We start from the raw sequence: 17658 nt of genomic DNA, 5'->3' as shown, positions 1-17658 counted from the left end.
CCGGCGCGCGAAGGAGGGAAATGACGTAGCGAGAGTTCCCGGCCGCGTGCCGCTGTACGGCGCTTCCTTGCCGGCGGCTGTGGTCTTAAGACAGACGGGCGCCGATGGCAGCCGGGGGGAGGCAACATGAGCGAGGTGGAAACGCGCCGGTGGAATGGGGTGGCCGAGCCGCTTCCCTCTTCCATGAAGCTGCTCCTCCTGGCCTTCCTCGTCTCCTCCTTTGCGGTGAAGGTGTTCGTCTTCTGGTGGCAGCCGAACACCAGCTATACCGACGTCATCATGCAATATCTGGAGCAGGCGCACCGCCTGCTCACGGGCCAGGGCCTCGTGCCCTGGGAATATGCGGTGGGTGCCCGCTCCTGGCTGACGGCGGGGCTGATCGCGCCGGGCATGAAGCTCGCGGCCGTGTTCGGCGGTGGGCCGGAGGCGCAGATCCTCGGCGCGGTGGTGGTGTGCAGCCTGTTCTCGCTGACGCTGGTGGTGCCCGCCTTCCTGTGGGGCTGGCGCTTTGGCGGCCCGGTGGGCGCCGCCATCTGCGGAGCGTTCGGGGCCTTCTGGTTCGAGACCGTCTATTATGCCGGACATCCGCTCCAGGATTCCTTCGGCACCTATTGCCTCGTGCCGGCGCTCTATCTTGCCTATCCCAACGGCCCGGCGACCAGTTTGCGCCGCCTGTTCGCCGCCGGCCTGCTGCTCGGCCTCGCCGTCGCCTTCCGCATGCAGCTGGGGCCCGTGGCTGCGTTTGCCGCCATCTGGGTGGCGCGCACCCATCCCTCGCGCTACGTGGCGCTGGGTCTCGGCGGGGTGCTGGGCCTCGGCATCCTCGGGCCGTTGGATTGGGCCACCTTCGGCGTGCCGTTCAATTCCATCATTGAGTACGTCAAACACCAGGGCTCCACCATCGGCGAGACCAGCGGCGTAAAATGGGGCTATGGCCCCTGGTATCTCTACCCGGCCTGGATCGTGGGCTTCTATTCCGGCGCCTTGCCTTTGCTTCTGCTCACCGGCCTCATGGGCGCGCGCCGCCTGCCGATGCTGCTGGCTATCTTCATCTTCAACGTCATGGTCCTGGAGACCGTGGCCATGAAGCATCCGCGCTACATGTATCCCGGCGTGCCGCTGGTGCTCACCTTGTGCGGCATCGGCATGGCCGAGATGGTCCTGCGCCTGTGGGCGGGGCGCGTGCGAACAAGCGTGATCGCCGCCGGGGGGATCGCGTTCGTGGTGGTGATGTCCGGGCTGCTCGCGGCCTTCAGCCACTTCTCCTCCCACTGGGTGCTCGGGCGCGGCACCATCCTCGCCACGCGGATGGTGAATGGCGACCCCGCCGCCTGCGGCCTCGCCATCGCGCCCGCGAGCGCGTGGTGGCTCAGCGGCGGCTACGTCTCCACGGACCCGCGCATTCCGCTCTACGGCGTCGATGCCGCGAGCCCCGAGGCGAACGCCCAGAGCAGCGCCTTCAATTATGTTCTCGCCACCTCGGAGACGCCGGAGATGCCGCTCCAGGACCTGTCCCCGCTCGGCTTCACCAAGGTGACCTGCCTCTCAAACGGCACGCGCGGCCCGGCCTGCCTGTGGCACCGGCCCGGCACCTGCTCGGGCGTTGTGCCGCCCCTGAAGTCTCAGCTGAGCCCCGAAATAGGGCAGCGGGCGCAATGACACGGGGATTGCGCACGCCATGCTAATCGTCACCAACTACAACGCCTTTCCCGCGCGCTGGCGGACGGCGTCCGGGGTGGAGGGCGCGACCGTCATCGCCCGCTCGCTGGGGGAATTCCGAGCGCACGCAAAAAGGCCCGACGCGGTGTTCGTGATCAACGGCGATGCGCACACGGTGATGCAGCTGGTGCTGGCGCGCATGCTGCTGCCGGGCTTCAACCGGCCCATCGTGGCCATGGACCTGATCTTCCGCCGGCCCTCCACCCTCAAAAGCCGGCTGTCGCATCTGGTGAAGCGGCCGCTGCTCGCGCGCGCGGACCTCTACATCAACTTCTTCGCCGACGCGCGCGGTGTCACGGACGTCTACGGCATCCCGCCGGAGCGCTGCGCCTATGTGCCGTTCAAGGTGAATCTCGATCTCGAGGCGGCGGACAGGGCCGAGCTGACCGAGGAGTTCGTGCTCACCTTCGGCCGGTCCATGCGGGATTTCGACACCTTCTTCTCCGCCGTGGAGCGGCTGCCCTATCCTGCCGCCATCGCCAAGGTGAACCCGGCCCACCTCGCCGGCCATGGCGCGCGCTTCACACGGCCGCTGGATGCCTTGCCCGCGAACGTGGTGCAGCTGGAGGATGACGGCGGCACCAACGCCCAGCTCGATATGCTGCGCCGGGCGAAACTGGTGGTGATCCCGGTGATCAAGGCGAGCTTCGTCGCCTCGGGCATCTCCACGGCGCTGAATGCCATGCGGCTCGGCAAGTGCGTCATCGGCTCCGCCGGGCCGGGCATGACGGACATCTTCACCGACGAGATCCTGGCCGTGCCGCCGGAGGACCCGCAAGCGCTCGCCGCCATGATCGACCGCGCCTGGCGCGACGACGATCTGCGCCGGCGCACGGCGGAGGCCGGCCGCCGCTGCGCCGAACGCCTGGGCGGGGAGGCGGAGCTGGTGCAGCGCCTCATCGACCGGATCGCGCAAGCCTACGCCTGAGGAAAGACCGCCATGCCGCCCCGCCTCAGCGTCGTCATCCCGTCCCGCGACTGCCTCGCCTATCTGCCGGATGCCATCGTCAGCATCCGCGCGCAGGATGTGGGGGCGGTGGAGATCGTGGTGGTGGACGACGGCTCCAGCGACGGCACTGGCGCGTGGCTCGAGGCGACGGCGAAGGCCGACCCCTTGCTGCGGCCGGTGGCGGGCCCGTCCAAAGGGGTGGCGGCCGCCCGGAATCTCGGAATTGCAGCGGCTTCGGCCGAGATCATCGCCTTCCTCGACGCCGACGACCAGTATCTGCCCGGCGCCCTGGCCGACCGGCTGTCCCTGATGGAGGGGGACCCGTCCATCGTGCTCACCTTCGCCGACGTCATGTCGGTGACGCCGGACGGGACGCTGGTGGGCTACCAGTTCGACTATTGGCCCCTGTTCCGCGCCTTCCTTGCCGGCCGCTCCGGCCTGCTGCCGCTCGGCGAGAACGCCTTCGCCATGCTGCTGGCGGAGATGGTGTGCGGCACATCCGCAGTCATCACCCGCAAGAGCGCGCTCGCGGCGGTGGGCGGGTTCGACGAGCGATACCGCATCAGCGAGGACTGGGACCTGTGGCTGAAGCTGGCGAAGCTCGGCCCGGTCTGGTGCTCCACCCGCCGGGCCACGCGCTATCTGGTGCGCCCCGGCTCCACCAGCCGGAACATGGCCGAGCTGGCCCGCACCATGCGCGAGGTGTTCGCGGCCAATGTGCCGGACCCCTCCGCCGTGCCCCAGCCCTGGCGCGGGGTGGCGCAGGCGCGGGTGCTGATCGCCGATGCGGAGACGGCCATGGTGCAGGCGCGCCATTTCGACGCCATGCGCACCCACCTTTCGGCCTTCCTGTGCGCGCCCTCTTTCGTGGTGGGGAAGAAGGCGGCGGCGGATTTCCTGCGCCTGCTGCGGCTGAAATGATCAGTCCTTGTCGCCGCCCAGCACCACCAGCTGGCCCGCCTTCACCGGTGCCGTCTCCTTGAAGGCACCGAAGCCGGTGAGCCCGAGGGGCATGCCGCCGCGCGGGAAGAACAGGGCCCCGCGCAACAGGACGCCCGCCTGGAGGTCGTTGGTGTAGAGCACCACCGCCCCACAACCGCGCCCGGCGCCGAGCGCCACCAGCGCCTTCATCGCCGCAAGCCGGTGCTTGGCGCTCACGGCCAGCCATTCCTGGACGAGGAGGATGGGGGCGCCGCCCTCGCGGAGTTCGGTGAAGATGATGAGGGCGTCGGGCGCGTCGGGATCGCCGAGGATGAACTGCTCATAGTTGCCGCCCGGCTCTGCGGCATAGCGCCAGGCGAACCAGGCGGCGGACTTGTCCACGGCGCAGCGCGCTGGAGCGGGCGGGACATGGGGCAGGATGAACCGGGTGGCGCCGGTGACGGGGGAGACCGTCGCGCCACCGTCGCGGCCCTGGCGGGCATGGAGGCTTATGAGGGCATTGAGCGGCGCGGCCAGCATTCCGGGAAGGCGCGCCGGCGCCATGAGGGGCCGCACCCAGCGCACCACCTCGTCCGCATGCACCCAGTCCAGCTTCTTCATGAACATGGGGTAGGAATTCTCGTTCGGCATGCCGTAGACCAGCCGGAAGCCGCGCCGCTCCGCCTCGGCGTAGCAGAACCGCGCCAGGGTCACGGACATGTTTTGCCGCCGGTAGTCCGGGTGGGTCATGGTGTCCACCGACTGGCAGCCCATGACCTTTTCCGTGTCCAGCACCAGCGGCGTCGAGACCACCGCATAGACGCCGACGCAGCGGTCCCCGTCCATGGCCACCGCCGGCGGGATGGGGTCGAACGGGGCATCGAACAGCTTCCAGCCGAGATAGTCCTGCGGGCGCCCGGGACCCCAGATTTCATCGTAGAGCGCATTGATGGCAGGCAGATGCTCCCGCGCCGCCAGCTCCGGCGTCCAGCGGGGCGTCGTGACCGGCTCTTCCTGCGACATGTGCGATTTCCCTTAACGCCGAGGAGCGCCGGCGGCGGGATATTGGTGAGGGCGGAATCCGCCTGTCAACGGGTACCGCCGGAAGGCGGATATTGCCATCACGCCAACAAAGCTTTGATCTTGTGCCCCACCAAGGTTACAGGAACGGCCCGGTTTCCGTGATCGAAATGACAAAGAACGCACCTATCCCCGACCTCGCCGAGCTGCGCGCCGAGATCGACCGCATCGATGAGAGCATGCACCGCCTCCTCATGGAGCGCGGCGAGATCATCGACCGCCTCGTGGCGGTGAAGCGCCACCAGGGCGGCGAGGGCGGCTCCGCCTTCCGGCCCGCCCGCGAGGCCGCCATGATGCGCCGCCTCGTGGACCGCCATGGCGGCCTGCTCCCGCTGGACACGGTGGAGAGCATCTGGCGCGTCATCATCTCCACCTTCACCTATGTCCAGGCGCCGTATTCGGTGCATGCGGACCTCTCGGTGGGCGAGCCCACCATGCGCGACAGCGCCCGCTTCCATTTCGGCTTCACCACGCCCTTCATTCCCCATATGGGGCCGCGCGGCGTGATCGAGGCGGTGGCCGCCTCCACCGGCGATCTCGGCCTTCTGCCGGCCGTGGCGCTGCCCGGCGGCGATCCCTGGTGGAGCCTGCTGGAAGGCGAGGCCGCGCCGAAGATCATCGCCCGCCTGCCCTTCGTCGAGCGCGCCGACCATCCGGCGGGCCTGCCCGCCTTCGTGGTGAGCCATCCCATTGCGGATGCGGCAGTGACCGAGATCGAGGTGTGGAGCGTGCATGCGGCGGCCTGGAAGCCGGCCGCCGCCGCGGCCGCGGCCGGCCATGCGGAGCTTCTGGCCGCGTCCGACGGCAGTGCTGCCGAGGCGGCGCTGCTGATCTCGGTCCCCGCCGGAAAGCGCGATGATGCGCTCGGCGCCCTGATGGCGGCGGGCGTCGAGGTGCTCGCTTCGATCTTCGTGGGCGGCCACGCCGCCCCTTACCGTCTCGGCACGGACGGCCGCCCCCGTCCGTAGCCCTGGAGTTCCCGAATGTCCGCGCTCGCGCACAATCACGTCATCCATGCCGCCCCCACCCCGCGCGCCGGGGTGCTGGCCATCGACGCCTATGTGCCCGGCCGCAGCGAGGCGCCGGGCGTCGCGAAGGTGTTCAAGCTCTCCTCCAACGAGACATCCCTCGGGCCGAGCCCGCACGCCCGCGCGGCCTACCTTGAGGCGGCGCCCTATCTTGCCGATTATCCCGACGGCAGCGCCCGCGTGCTGCGCGAGGCCATCGGCGCGGTGCACGGCATCGACCCGGAGCGCATCATCTGCGGCGCCGGCTCCGACGAGCTTCTGGCGCTCGCCGCCAAGGCCTATCTCGGGCCCGGCGACGAATGCGTGTTCACCCAATACGGCTTCCTGGTCTACCGCATCGCCACCCTCGCGGCCGGGGCGACGCCGGTGGTGGCGGCCGAGCGCGGCTATACCGCCGACGTGGACGCCATTCTCGCCTGCGTGACCCCGCGCACCCGCGTCATTTTCCTGGCGAACCCCAACAACCCTACCGGCACCTACATTCCCTATTCGGAGGTGCTGCGCCTGCACCGCGCCTTGCCGGGAAACGTGCTGCTGGTGTTGGACGGCGCCTATTCGGAATATCTGCGCCTGCCGGACTACGATCCCGGCCTCGATCTGTCGCTCGAAGTGCCCAACGTGCTGATGACGCGGACTTTCTCCAAGATCCACGGGCTCGCGGCGCTGCGGCTGGGCTGGGCGGTGGGGCCGGCGCATGTGATCGACGCCCTCAACCGGGTGCGCGGCCCCTTCAACGTGAGCGGCCCGGCCATTGCCGCCGGCGCGGCCGCGGTGGCCGACCTTGCCCATGTGGAGCACTCCGTCGCGCACAATGACCACTGGCTGCCCAAGATCACCGAGAAGGTCCGGGCACTGGGGCTGGAAGTGACGCCGTCGGTGGCGAACTTCGTGCTGATCCATTTCGAGGATGCCGCGCGCCGCGCCGCCGCCGATGCCTTCCTCGTCTCGCGCGGGCTGATCCTGCGCCAGGTGGGAGCCTATGGACTGCCGAACGCGCTGCGCATGACGGTGGGCTCGGAGGAGGCCAACGTCCTCACCATCCAGGCGCTTTCGGACTTCCTGAGCGGAGCCAAAGCGTGAGCGTGGAGACCATCGGCCGCCTTGCCATCATCGGCGCCGGCCTCATCGGCTCCTCCATCGCCCGCGCGGCAAAGGAGAAGGGGCTGGCGCGCACCGTCGTGGTCAGCGATGCCGACGCGACCGTGCGGGCGCGGGTGTGTGAACTTGGATTTGCCGATGTGGTGCCGGAGACGGCGGCGGAGGCGGCACGGGATGCCGACATCGTCATCGCCTGCGTGCCCGTGGGTGCCTCAGGCGCGGTGGCGGCGGAGATCGGCCCGGTCCTGAAGCCGGGCGCCATCGTCTCGGACGTGGGCTCGGTGAAGGGCGCGGTGGTGGAAGCCATGGCGCCCCATATTCCGGCCCATGCCCATCTCATTCCCGCCCACCCGGTGGCGGGCACGGAATTCTCCGGCCCCGATGCGGGCTTTGCCAGCCTGTTCGAGAACCGCTGGTGCATCATCACCCCGCCGGAAGAGGCCGACGCGGCGGCGGTGGAGCGGCTCGCCGCGCTCTGGCGCGGCATGGGCGCGAACGTGGAGGCCATGACGGCGAAGCACCACGATCTGGTGCTCGCCATCACCAGCCACGTGCCGCACCTCATCGCCTACAACATCGTCGGCACGGCGGACCATCTGGAGCAGACGCTGACCTCCGAGGTGATCAAGTTCTCCGCCGGCGGCTTCCGCGACTTCACCCGCATCGCCGCCTCCGACCCCACCATGTGGCGCGACGTGTTCCTCTATAACCGCGAGGCGGTGCTGGAGATGCTGGGCCGGTTCAACGAGGACCTGTCCTCACTCCAGCGGGCCATCCGCTACGGGGACGGGCAGGCGCTGTTCGATCATTTTGCCCGCACCCGCGCCATCCGCCGCTCCATCATCGAGCAGGGCCAGGAGACGGCGGCGCCGGACTTCGGCCGCCGTTCCGTTCCGGGGGCGGCCGAATAGGTCAGTCCTTGCGCGCGCCTCGGCGGGAGAGGCGCAGCTCGCTGACGATCACACCCAGCACGATGAGCCCGGCGCCCACCAGCGCCAGGGCCGGCAGGCGTTCGCCGGCAAGGCGGCCCACGAGCCCGGCCCAGACCGGCTCGCCGGCATAGATGAGGGTGGCGCGGGTAGGCGACACGCGCTTCTGCGCCCAGTTCATGGTGACCTGGATGACACCCGAGGCGAGGCCGAGGCCTACCGTCACCGCCACCAGGAACCAGGAGAAGTGCGGCATCTCTTCCCCCGTCACCGGCATCAGGGCGAAGGCGAGGAGGGAGGCGACCATGAGCTGCACCACACTCACCCGCCGCACATTCACCTGCCCCGCGAACAGGCCGACCAGGATGATCTCGACCGCGATGGCGAGGGTGGCGATCATGGTCAGCAGCTCGCCCCGGCCGAGGCCGAGGGAAGTGCCGTCCGGCCCTGCCAGAAGCACGAGGCCGGCAAAGGCGAGCCCGACGCCCACCCAGGCCATGGCATGCGGCGGCTTGCGCATCACCGCCCATTGCAGCAGGGGCACCAGCGGCACGTAGAGCGCGGTGATGAAGGCTGACTTGCTGGAGGGGATGGTCTGCATCCCATAGGCCTGGAGCGTGTAGCCGAGGAAGATGCCGATGCCCACGAGCGTACCGGCGAACACTTCCCGCCGCGTCAGGCCCCGCATCGCCGGTGCGAAGATGACGGCGAGCACCAGCGCCGCTACGCCGAAGCGCAGGCCGATGAGCATGAGAGGGCCGGTCACCGTCAGGGCCTGATGCACCACGAGGAAGGTGGTGCCCCAGATCATGGTGATGCCGACCAGCGCGGCCTCGCTGCCGCGCGTGCCGCCCATCTTCGCCGCCAGTTGCGTCCAGGCGGCGCGCGGCGCAGACATAGGGGCGCGGTCTCTGAGGGGTTCCGCTTGGTCGGGAATGTTGGTGTGCAACATAGTGCGCATCACATATGAGCAATATAATGCGCAGTCAAGAGCAGGAGTCGTCCCCGGAGCGTCCCGATGTCCTCGCCTGCGTCGGCGACAATGTCCGCCGGCTGCGGCAGGCGGCCGGAATGAGCCAGGCGGCGCTGGCCGCCGCCTCCGGCCTTAGCCGGCGCATGATCGTCGGCATCGAATCCGGGGAGGCGAACATCAGCCTCTCCAACCTGGACCGTCTGGCGGCGGCCTTGGGCACCAGCTTCTCCCATGTGGTGCGCCCCGCGGAGGCGTCGGACGGCTCGCGCATCCGTAGCCTTCTGTGGCAGGGCGAGACACCCGAAAGCCGCGCCGTACTGCTCGGTACCGCACCGGCGACGCGGGAGACGGAGATGTGGACCTGGGCGCTGGGCGCCGGGGAGCGCTATGAGGGGGAGGCCGGCTCGGGCGCGTGGAGCGAGATGGTCTTCGTCATAGAAGGCACGCTCGACATGGAGATGAGCGACGGCCTGCGCCGGGTGGAAGCCGGCGACTTCCTCATCTTCTCCAGCGCGGAGCCCTATGCCTTCGTGAACGGCGGAAAGGGCGTCCTGCGCTTCCTCCGCAACGTGGTGCTGTGAGGGCTTTGGACGCTGTCATGGCCGGGCTTGTCCCAAAGTCGGATACTTCCGACTTCGGTCTTTAAGGTTGGAAGTCGGCAACAGCCGACTTCCATGCCATCCACGGGGCTCCGCTAGGCGCGGCTTAAGGGAGAGGCGTGGATGCCCGGGACAAGCCCGGGCATGACGTAAGAGAAGAGGCGCAGATTGAGTCCTGAGTTCCGGACGCGCTCAGAACAGCGGCGGGATGATGCCCACCGGGTACTTGCCGAGCTGGACCGTGCCGTCCTTCAGCGTGATGGCGAAGGTGGCGCCCTTGCGGCCGGCGACGTCGCCCGGCTTGCCCGCCATGGCCACGGCTCCGATGATGCTGGCCATCTCCGGCGCGATGACGCCGCTGCGGGCAAGGTTCTTCACCAGCTCGTCTACACCGGCAAAGCCGATATTGACCGCGCCGAAGAGCCGCCCCTGGGGGTCCACCCCCAGCGCCCCGTTGGCCGAGACCGCGGCCTTGGGGGTCGTCACCTGGAACGCGTCCACCTTGAGCGTGCCGTTGGCGGCCGCCCAGGCCTTGATGCGCTCGGCCACCGACATGGGCTTCAGATTGTCCACCGCCGAGACGCTGCCCTGGAGCATCAGGTTCACGGGGCCGGCGGTGCCCGCGTTTGCCAGCGCGGGGTTTTGGCCATCCACGAGGCCGAACGCATAGTCGACGCCGTCCGGGCCGGCATTGCTGGCGGCGGGGCTGCGGCGGGCATGGGCCTCGAAATGCTTGGCGGTGAAGAGGGGTGCGGCCGCGGTGTCGCCGGGGGTGAGCTGCACGGCCGGATTGTCCACCGACAGAGAGATGCGTTGGGGGGTGCCGCTCATGTCGCCGATGCCGCTCATCTGGAGCAGCGACCAGGTGGCGCCATAGACCTGCCCGGTGGCGGTGTCCTCAACCTTCGCGGGGGAGGCGAACTCGGCGACGATGTGATTCGGCGCCCACACCTGCGCCACCACATGGGCGTTGGCAGTGGTGATGCGGAACGGATCGCCGGAGCCGCGCGTCACGAGGCTCGGCTCGCGGCAGAGGATCTCGAAGCGGAAGGGGAAGCCGCCGAGGCTGCGCTCCGCGCAGCTCCAGACACGTCCGAGAAGGTTCTCCCGGGCGATCCAGGCGTCGATCTCGCGTTCCGCGCGCGAGGCGGCATAGAACCAAACGCCGCACCAGCATGCCCCGAGAGCGAGGACGAGAATCAGCGGGACGGCGACGATCCAGGGCTTGCCCCGGCGGCGCGGCGCGGCTTGCGTGTCGGTCATGCGCCTTCCTGGTCCATCTTGGCTTGCAGGGGAGGGAAGGCGCTGTTAGGCGACGGGATCGGCCTTTTTGTCAATGCATCCCCCTGTGAACGATCCCTCACATCCCGCGCACGACCATTGGGTGTTCGGCTACGGCTCCCTCATGTGGAACCCCGGTTTCCCGTTCGCGGAGCGGGTGGAGGCGCGCCTCATCGGCGCGCACCGGGCGCTGTGCGTCTATTCCTTCCACCACCGGGGCACCCAGCAACAGCCGGGCCTCGTGCTCGGCCTCGATCTCGGCGGCTCATGCCGGGGCGTCGCCTACCGCGTCGCCGGGGCGGACTGGCACGAGACCCACGCCTATCTCACGGCGCGGGAACAGATTTCCGGCGTCTACCGGGAGAGCGCGCGGCGCATCCATCTCCTCGACGGTTCGCAGCGGGAGGCGGCGGCGGTGGTCTATCTCGTGGACCGTGCCCATCCCCAATATGCCAAGGGCCTCGACCTGGAAGCCCAGTTCCGTCTGGTGCGCGCTGCCCACGGCAAATCCGGCGCGAACCGGGATTATGTGCTCTCCACCGTGGGCGAGCTGAAAGCCATGGGGATCATCGATCCCGGCCTCGGTTGGATCGCGCATAAACTGCGGGAAGGGCACGAATAGCTGCGCCGTCTTGGTTCTCACCCTCTCCCGCTTGCGGGGGAGGGCAGGGAGGGGGAAACGGCGGGATATTCAGACCTTGGCGGTGGCAGCTCTGCTTGAGAGCCCCCTCCCCAACCCTCCCCCGCAAGCGGGAGAGGGAGTTCTGTGGCCTTCAGGGTTTAGGCCGCGTGCCGGCGGTCGCGCACCATCGGAAGCGCCACGGTTCGTTCTCTCTGCCGCGGAAGCGGCGGGGTGAGGAGGGCGCGGAGCGTGGCGGGCGGGTCCTCGCCGAAGACGTGAATGTGGATTTCTTCCGCAAGGAACCGTGCGGCCGCCTTGCGTGCGGGTTCACCGGTCGGGCCCGCCCAGATGGCGATGGGACCGGCAGGGGTGCGCCGCGTCACCACGGCCAAAGCGTCGGGATAGTCCGGCGCCGCCTCGGTCTCATAGACCGAGAACACATGCCTCCGGCCCTCCTGGTCGCGCCAGAAGCGGAAGCGTGGGCCGAGGGGACCGCCTTTCAAACCAGAGAGACGACCCGCGTCGACCAGGGGAACGAGGAACGAATCAGTCGCATTCATGAGAACGAAACTAGAACACGACTTATCCCCAGATCAAGACTTTTCCACAGGGGGGGATAGTGGGGATAAATCCGTAACCTTACCGTTCTCTTCCGGCCCTTCTCCCAGCTCGGCCCAACCCTGGGCGATGAGGCGGTCGCTGGAGGCCTCGATCTCGCGCTCGATGCGCGCCGCGAACACCCCGCGCGGCAGGCCGGCGGGGATGGCGGGCAGGATCTCGGCGCGGATGGTGCCGGCGCGCAGTGGCTTGCGGCGCGGCCAGAACACGCCCGAATTGAGCCCGACGGGCAGGCATGGCACGCGCAGGCTGGCATAGAGGTGGGCCACGCCGAACTTGTACTGGGGCGGCGCCCCTGGCGGGCGGCGCGTGCCCTCGGGGAAGATCAGGATCTGCCGGCCCTTGGCGAGCTCGGCCACGGCGCGCTCGGTCATGGTCTTCAGCGCCACGGCCTTGGCGCCCCGGTCCACCGGGATCATGCCGGCGCGGGCGAGGTACCAGCCGAAAATGGGGATCCAGGTCAATTCCCGCTTCAAGATGAAGGTGGGGTCCTTGAACAGCAGCAGCAGCGCCAGGGTCTCCCAGGCGGACTGGTGCTTCGCCGCCACCAGCAGCGGGCCGTCGGGAATATTCTCTTTGCCGGTGATCTCGGTGCGGATGCCGCCCACATAGCGCACCACCAAAAGGCAGGAGCGGATCCAGGTGAGGACGCCCTGCCACAGCCAGCGGCGCGGCATGAGCAGGAAGGGCAGCAGCACGATGCCGTAGAAGATGGTCACGGCGTAGAACGCGGCCTGGAACAGGATCGATCGCAGCAGGATCAAGGAGGGTCCCCGGAATGGCGCAAAGGCGGCCGCGCGGGCGGCGGGCGGTCCATAGCGCGAATTCGGCGGCGCGACTATGTCAGTGCGCGGCGGCCTGGGGGCCGGGGGCGCGCGGCGCCGCGGCGGGCTCCTCGGCCGGCGTGGCCGGCGGGGTGGCGGGCGCCACCGCCTGCAGCGGGCGGATCTTGGCGTGGGCCATCAGGTATTTGATGTATTCCTTCAGCAGCAGCTTGGCGGTCTGGGGCTCGGTCCACCAGTCGGCGTCCAGCATGCGGTCCGTCACCACGGGATAGGTGATGAGCTCCACGTCCGGCAGCGCCCGGCCGAGCTCGAAGAGCGCGCGCGGCATGTGCCAGGCGGAGGTCACCACCACCAGCGACCGGAATTTCCGGGTGCGCGCCCATTCCGCCGCCTCGATGGCATTGCCCCAGGTGTTGAGCGCCTTCTTGCCAAGGTCGATGCAGCAATCCAGCAGGGTCTCGCCATTGGGCAAGGTGCGGCGCAGCTCCTCGGCGGAGGTGGCGCGGTTCACGCCGGAGATGAGAAGGCGCTGGCCCCGGCCCTCGGCGAGGAGCTGCACCCCGTCCGCCACCCGCGAGGCGCCGCCGGTGAGCACCACGATGGCGTCGGCCGGCTTGAGCGCGGCAGGCTCGTGATTCGCGATGCGGGCCGTGAAGAAGGCGAAGCCGCCGAGGAAGGCGGCGGTGCAAACGCCCAAGAGGGCAGCAAGGATGAGCACCATGCTGCGCACGGCTGAACGCCTTTGCGGGGCCGCCCCGCCGAGACCCGCCCCCTGCGGTCCGACTGCTCCGTTGACCGGTGTCATGTTGCTAAAATGCCGGGCGAATGAGGCGCTGGCGAGGAAAAACCTACATTGCCGGACCAGGTGCCGGATTTGGTTACCGAAAAGCGCACGCCCAGAGCCCTATTTGATGGTGCGCAGCGTGCGGTAGACGGTGACCCGCGAGGTAAGGGCGGTCACGCACGCCACCACGATGACCGCCGCCGCAATGCCGGCAAAGCCCCAGATGCCGGGATGCAGCCAGGTGAGGACGGACGGGTTTTCCGGGTCCCCGCCGAAGCCGAGCCGCGGCAGCATGGCGATGGAGACGAACAGCAGGCAGGCCGCCACGCCGCCGATGAGCCCACCTTCCGCGCCGATCTTCAGGAAGTGGCGCTGGAACTGGGAGGCGATGAAGCCGTCGCGGGCGCCGACGAAATGCAGCACCTCCACCACGGTCCGGTTGGTGGCCACGGCCGCGCGGGTGGCGAACACCACCGAGAGAACGGTGGCGGTGGTCACCAGCACCAGCAGGCCGAGGCCGGTCACCATCACGCCTTCCGCCATGGCGCCGAGGCGTCGCGACCAGGAGCGGTGGTCGTCCAGCGTCGCGGTCGGGATGCGGTCGGTGAGGGTGCGGCGCAGCCGCACGAGGTCCGGCGGCGTGTCCGCATCGAGCCGCAGAACGATGATTCGCGGCACAGGCAGGTCCGCAAGGTCGAGGCCGGTGCCGAGCCAGGGCTCCAGCAGCCGCGAGGTTTCATCGCCCGTGAGCACATGGGCGCCGGCGACGCCGGGTGTCTGAGTGGCGATATCGGTCGCCATCTTCACCTGCGCGTCCACGGAGGCCACATCGCCGGCGCGGATCTGGATGGTGACTTCGCGCGCGATGTCGCTGCGCCAGTTCTGCGCGGTGCTGCGCACCGCCATCACCGTGCCCACGGTGAGGCTGGCGAGGAAGGTCATGATGGCCACCACCGCCACCAGCGCACGCCCCGCCACGGTCGCGCGCGGCACGATGGGCGTGAGCCCCCGGCCCCGCCCGCTGGCGCGGCGGCCTTCCGCCTGGAGGTCCGGTTCTGTGCGGGCGGTCTCAGTCGTAGACATAGAGGCGTCCGTCCGAGATCACGAGGCGGCGGGCGTCGAACTGGTCCATGAGCGCGATGTCGTGGGTCGCCAGCAGCACCGAGGTACCGGACTTGTTCAGCTCCACGAACAGCCTGAGCAGGCGGCGCGCCAAGGTGGGGTCCACGTTTCCGGTGGGTTCGTCCGCCAGGAGGAATTCGGGGCGCCCGATGAGCGCGCGGGCGATGGCGGCGCGCTGCTTCTCGCCGCCGGAGAGCACGGGGGGGAGCACGTGCATGCGGTCGCCGAGGCCGACCCAATGGAGGATCTCTGAGACTTCCGCCCGGTAGCTTGTCTCCTCCTTGCCCAGGATCCGCAAGGGCAGCGCCACGTTCTCATAGGTGGTGAGGTGGTCCAGCAGGCGGAAATCCTGGAACACGATGCCGATGCGCCGGCGGATCACCGCCACCTCGTCCGGGTCCAGCGAGGACACGTCGCGGCCGAACAGGGTGATGAGCCCGCGCGTCGGCTTCAGCGAGAGGAAGAGCAGGCGCATGAGCGTGGTCTTGCCCGCGCCCGACGGGCCGGTCAGGAACTGGAACGAATTGGGCTCGATGCCGAAGGTCACGTCCTTCAGCACCTCCGGCCCCATCCCGTATCTCAACCCGACATTTTCGAAGCGGACCAAAATCCCCACCTTGAAGCGAATCGCCGGCGCGGCCTCTTGTCACCATAGACCGACCCGGCCCGCTTTGGGACCGCTGCGCACGTCGCGTGCGCTGGACGGCGGCGGGCCGCCGGTCCATGCTCGTCCCGCAACGCGAGAGGAATGATGTCTTTACCGCCGGTCAAGGTCCTGTTCGACGAGAACCGCATCGCCGCCCGCAACCGCGAGCTGGCCGACGAGATCGCCGCCGCGAAGCCGGACCGGCTGCTGGTGCTGGCCGTGCTGAAAGGCTCGTTCGTGTTCGCCGCGGACCTCATCCGCGCGCTGCATGCCTCCGGGCAGACGCCGGAGGTGGAGTTCCTGCATCTGTCGTCCTATCGCGAGGCTACCGTCTCTTCCGGCCAGGTGGAGATCCTGCGCGACGTGGAAAGCGACGTGCGCGACCGCGACGTGCTGCTGGTGGACGACATCCTGGAATCCGGCCGCACCCTGGCCTTCGCCAAGGATTTGCTGGCGGCGCGCGGCGCGCGGCGCGTCCTGGTGTGCGTGCTGCTGGAGAAGCCCGGCAAGCGGGCGGTGCAGGTGAACCCCGACTTCGTCGGCTTCGACTGCCCGGACCTGTTCGTGGTGGGCTACGGCATGGACGTGGCCCACGCCTTCCGGCAATTGCCGTATATCGGCGTGGTCGAAGGGCTCGACTGAGGCCTTCCGCGCCCTATGCGCCGACGGCCTGCGCGGCTTCTTCCACCGGTGGCCTGTAGGGCGCGAGTAGCCCCAACGCATAGGCCGTGGCCGCCGTGGCCGGCACGGCGATGGCGCCGCCGATGAACACCCAGAAATCAGGCAGGAGCGCGAAGGACGCGGCGGTGGTGACGGCGGCCACCGCCAGCACCATGCCCAGCCGGCCGAAATCATAGGGCAGGCGCATGTAGTATTGCGACACCACATGCACCACCACGCAGCGCGCGCACTGGGCGATGAGGGTCGCGGCGATGGCGCCGGCGACGCCATAGCGGGGGATCAGCAGCGTATAGAGCGCCACCACCACGACGGCAGCGAAGGCGTTCGTGGCAAGCGGCACGAAGCCGTCGCGCCGCAGGAAGCTGCCCAGTTCCAGCAGGCTGGTGGTCTCCTGCACCGCATAGATGAGGGCGATCCAGGGAATGAGATAGATGGCGGGATGGTAGGCGGCCGGCGTCATCACCTGGATCACCAGGGGGCCGCCGAGGGAGACCGCCACCGCGCCGAGGATGGTGATGACGATGCCGAGCCCCACCACATGGGCGCTGCGCGGCACGCCGTGGGGCTCGTAGAGCACGATGAAGCGCTTCGGAAACCACCACATGTGGAACGGCTGGAGCAGCACCGCCGTCATGGCGCCGATGCGTACGGCGACGCCGTAGATGCCCAGTTCCGCGGTGCCCACCGTGTCCGCCAGGAACCAGCGGTCGAGGCTGCCGAGCGCGAACATGGCGAGGGCCGAGAGCAAAAGCGGGCCGGAGAAGATGGTGAGCGGCCACCATTCGATGCCCCGCACCCGCACCCCCGTCTCGCGCAGCACGATGATGCCCACGGCGATGCCCTGGGCCACCGTCGCGATGGAGCCCGCCGCCAGCACGCCCACGAGGCCGAAGCCGGACACGAGGAAGGTGGCCGAAAGGCTGGCGAAGAGAAGGGCGCGCGCAATGCTGACGGTGAAGAAGGTGCCCGCCGCGCCCCGGATGCGCAGCCAGGTGAGGCCGACCCCGAGCAGGCCTTCCATGGAGAGCGTCACCACCAGCAGGCGCACCTCGGTGACGTTGGGATCGCCGGGCAGCAGCCGCGCGATCTCGCCGGCCGCCGCAAACCCCGCCGCCGCCAGGACCGCCGAGGTGAGGATGGCGACGGCGAAGATGTGGGCGCACACCTCGCGCCTTTTCTCCCAGTCCTGCGCGGTGCCCACGAAGCGGCTGAGGGTGGTGGGAAGTGCGAGGCCGAACACCACGGCACCCACGTCGGCCAGCGCCATCAGCACTTCCAGGCGCCCATATTCGCTGAGGTCGAGGAAGTGCGTGTTGACCGGCAGCATGAGAAGGCTGATGGCGCGGGTCGCGATCAGGCCGGTGGCATAGAACAGGCTTTCGCGCAGCGGGCCGGGCTTCCACAGGAGGCTGGCGCGGGACGTCAGGCGGGACAGCATGGCGCGGGCTCAGCCTCGGATCGGCGGGTGCGGGGGATAGGGCGCCGGGCAGGCTTCGCCGCGCCATGCGACAGCACGCTTTGCGCCGTCGGAATTTCCTTAAGGTCGGACATGAGCGATGACGCGCCTCGGCATGAGGCAGGCGTAGGCGGGGCGTCGCGAAGCGTCAAGGCGGGAGGGGGCAAACGACAATGCCTTGCCGCTCTCCCCTTGGGCAGAATCGTTGCGGGATTCCCTCTCCCGCTTGCGGGGGAGGGTTAGGGTCGGGACTCAATCGCACCAGAATGCAATGACGGCGGCAATGTAGGCACCTGCGAGGTAGTTGGCGGCAAGCTTGTCGTATCGGGTAGCAATGCGTCGCCAGTCCTTGAGCCGACACCAGAGG

General features: G+C 69.0%; 18 protein-coding genes and 1 pseudogene. 9 read left to right on the top strand and 10 right to left on the bottom strand.

Annotated features, from left to right (window positions below; all coding sequences use genetic code 11):
• Positions 1–126 precede the first annotated feature (126 nt).
• From ABLE91_RS09780 to ABLE91_RS09770, 3 genes are read left to right on the top strand one after another with little or no spacing between them, the layout of a single operon-like run.
• Positions 127–1659 (top strand): glycosyltransferase family protein, encoded by a 1533-nt coding sequence (locus tag ABLE91_RS09780; protein WP_348930628.1) that lies wholly within the window; start codon positions 127–129, stop codon positions 1657–1659.
• A 19-nt stretch (positions 1660–1678) separates the two neighbouring features.
• Positions 1679–2647: a glycosyltransferase gene (locus tag ABLE91_RS09775; protein ID WP_348930627.1), complete on the top strand. Its 969-nt coding sequence runs from the start codon at positions 1679–1681 to the stop codon at positions 2645–2647.
• A gap of 12 nt (positions 2648–2659) precedes the next feature.
• Positions 2660–3589, top strand: a complete 930-nt coding sequence (locus tag ABLE91_RS09770) for a glycosyltransferase (protein ID WP_348930626.1) — start codon at positions 2660–2662, stop codon at positions 3587–3589.
• Here the strand turns inward: ABLE91_RS09770 and ABLE91_RS09765 are convergent, their stop codons facing one another.
• Positions 3590–4612 (bottom strand): GNAT family N-acetyltransferase, encoded by a 1023-nt coding sequence (locus ABLE91_RS09765; RefSeq protein WP_348930625.1) that lies wholly within the window; start codon positions 4610–4612, stop codon positions 3590–3592.
• Between the two features lie 167 nt (positions 4613–4779).
• Here ABLE91_RS09765 and ABLE91_RS09760 point away from each other — a divergent pair, with 167 nt between their 5' ends.
• The 3 genes from ABLE91_RS09760 to ABLE91_RS09750 are packed head-to-tail and all read left to right on the top strand — an operon-like array spanning position 4780 to position 7706.
• Complete coding sequence (locus tag ABLE91_RS09760; RefSeq protein ID WP_348930624.1) at positions 4780–5637, top strand: chorismate mutase; 858 nt, start codon at positions 4780–4782, stop codon at positions 5635–5637.
• A gap of 15 nt (positions 5638–5652) precedes the next feature.
• The gene (locus ABLE91_RS09755) at positions 5653–6777 is read left to right on the top strand and encodes a pyridoxal phosphate-dependent aminotransferase (RefSeq protein WP_348930623.1); all 1125 of its coding nucleotides are present in this window, start codon (positions 5653–5655) and stop codon (positions 6775–6777) included.
• Positions 6774–7706 carry a prephenate/arogenate dehydrogenase family protein gene (locus ABLE91_RS09750; RefSeq protein ID WP_348930622.1) on the top strand — a complete coding sequence of 311 codons (933 nt, stop codon included), beginning with the start codon at positions 6774–6776 and terminating at the stop codon, positions 7704–7706. Before ABLE91_RS09755 ends, ABLE91_RS09750 begins: the two co-directional genes overlap by 4 nt.
• Before the next feature lies 1 nt (position 7707).
• Here the strand turns inward: ABLE91_RS09750 and ABLE91_RS09745 are convergent, their stop codons facing one another.
• Positions 7708–8622 carry a DMT family transporter gene (locus ABLE91_RS09745; RefSeq protein WP_348930621.1) on the bottom strand — a complete coding sequence of 305 codons (915 nt, stop codon included), beginning with the start codon at positions 8620–8622 and terminating at the stop codon, positions 7708–7710.
• Between the two features lie 80 nt (positions 8623–8702).
• Here ABLE91_RS09745 and ABLE91_RS09740 point away from each other — a divergent pair, with 80 nt between their 5' ends.
• Entirely contained in the window at positions 8703–9278 is a 576-nt protein-coding gene (locus ABLE91_RS09740; RefSeq protein ID WP_348930620.1) for a helix-turn-helix domain-containing protein, read from the top strand.
• A gap of 210 nt (positions 9279–9488) precedes the next feature.
• Here ABLE91_RS09740 and ABLE91_RS09735 read toward each other — a convergent pair whose 3' ends face one another.
• Positions 9489–10559: a DUF2125 domain-containing protein gene (locus ABLE91_RS09735; protein WP_348930619.1), complete on the bottom strand. Its 1071-nt coding sequence runs from the start codon at positions 10557–10559 to the stop codon at positions 9489–9491.
• Positions 10560–10644: 85 nt separating this feature from the next.
• On the opposite strand from ABLE91_RS09735, the gene ABLE91_RS09730 reads away from it, so the two are divergent.
• On the top strand, positions 10645–11199 hold the full coding sequence (locus ABLE91_RS09730) for a gamma-glutamylcyclotransferase (RefSeq protein WP_348930618.1): 555 nt from the start codon (positions 10645–10647) through the stop codon (positions 11197–11199).
• Positions 11200–11357: 158 nt separating this feature from the next.
• On the opposite strand, the gene ABLE91_RS09725 is transcribed toward ABLE91_RS09730, so the two are convergent.
• The 5 genes from ABLE91_RS09725 to ftsE all read right to left on the bottom strand — a co-directional run bounded on the left by ABLE91_RS09725 (position 11358) and on the right by ftsE (position 15115).
• Positions 11358–11759, bottom strand: a complete 402-nt coding sequence (locus tag ABLE91_RS09725) for a hypothetical protein (RefSeq protein ID WP_348930617.1) — start codon at positions 11757–11759, stop codon at positions 11358–11360.
• Between the two features lie 33 nt (positions 11760–11792).
• Positions 11793–12581, bottom strand: a complete 789-nt coding sequence (locus ABLE91_RS09720; RefSeq protein ID WP_348930616.1) for a lysophospholipid acyltransferase family protein — start codon at positions 12579–12581, stop codon at positions 11793–11795.
• Between the two features lie 79 nt (positions 12582–12660).
• A complete protein-coding gene (locus tag ABLE91_RS09715; RefSeq protein WP_348931189.1) occupies positions 12661–13323 on the bottom strand; it encodes a YdcF family protein in 663 nt (220 codons plus the stop codon).
• A 183-nt stretch (positions 13324–13506) separates the two neighbouring features.
• A complete protein-coding gene (locus ABLE91_RS09710) occupies positions 13507–14469 on the bottom strand; it encodes a cell division protein FtsX (RefSeq protein ID WP_348930615.1) in 963 nt (320 codons plus the stop codon).
• Positions 14456–15115 (bottom strand): cell division ATP-binding protein FtsE, encoded by a 660-nt coding sequence (ftsE, locus tag ABLE91_RS09705; protein WP_348930614.1) that lies wholly within the window; start codon positions 15113–15115, stop codon positions 14456–14458. The genes ABLE91_RS09710 and ftsE overlap by 14 nt, the downstream gene beginning before the upstream one ends.
• A 144-nt stretch (positions 15116–15259) precedes the next feature.
• On the opposite strand from ftsE, the gene hpt reads away from it, so the two are divergent.
• Complete coding sequence (hpt, locus tag ABLE91_RS09700) at positions 15260–15796, top strand: hypoxanthine phosphoribosyltransferase (RefSeq protein ID WP_510181928.1); 537 nt, start codon at positions 15260–15262, stop codon at positions 15794–15796.
• Between the two features lie 13 nt (positions 15797–15809).
• Here the strand turns inward: hpt and ABLE91_RS09695 are convergent, their stop codons facing one another.
• Both ABLE91_RS09695 and ABLE91_RS09690 read right to left on the bottom strand, forming a co-directional pair.
• A complete protein-coding gene (locus ABLE91_RS09695) occupies positions 15810–17273 on the bottom strand; it encodes a lipopolysaccharide biosynthesis protein (RefSeq protein WP_348930612.1) in 1464 nt (487 codons plus the stop codon).
• Between the two features lie 270 nt (positions 17274–17543).
• A pseudogene (locus ABLE91_RS09690) lies at positions 17544–17658 on the bottom strand (IS5/IS1182 family transposase); the annotation flags it as partial.

The organism is Aquabacter albus (assembly GCF_040049275.1).
In the GTDB taxonomy this organism is placed as follows: Bacteria; Pseudomonadota; Alphaproteobacteria; order Rhizobiales; family Xanthobacteraceae; genus Aquabacter.
This window is presented reverse-complemented; position numbering and strand designations above follow the sequence as displayed.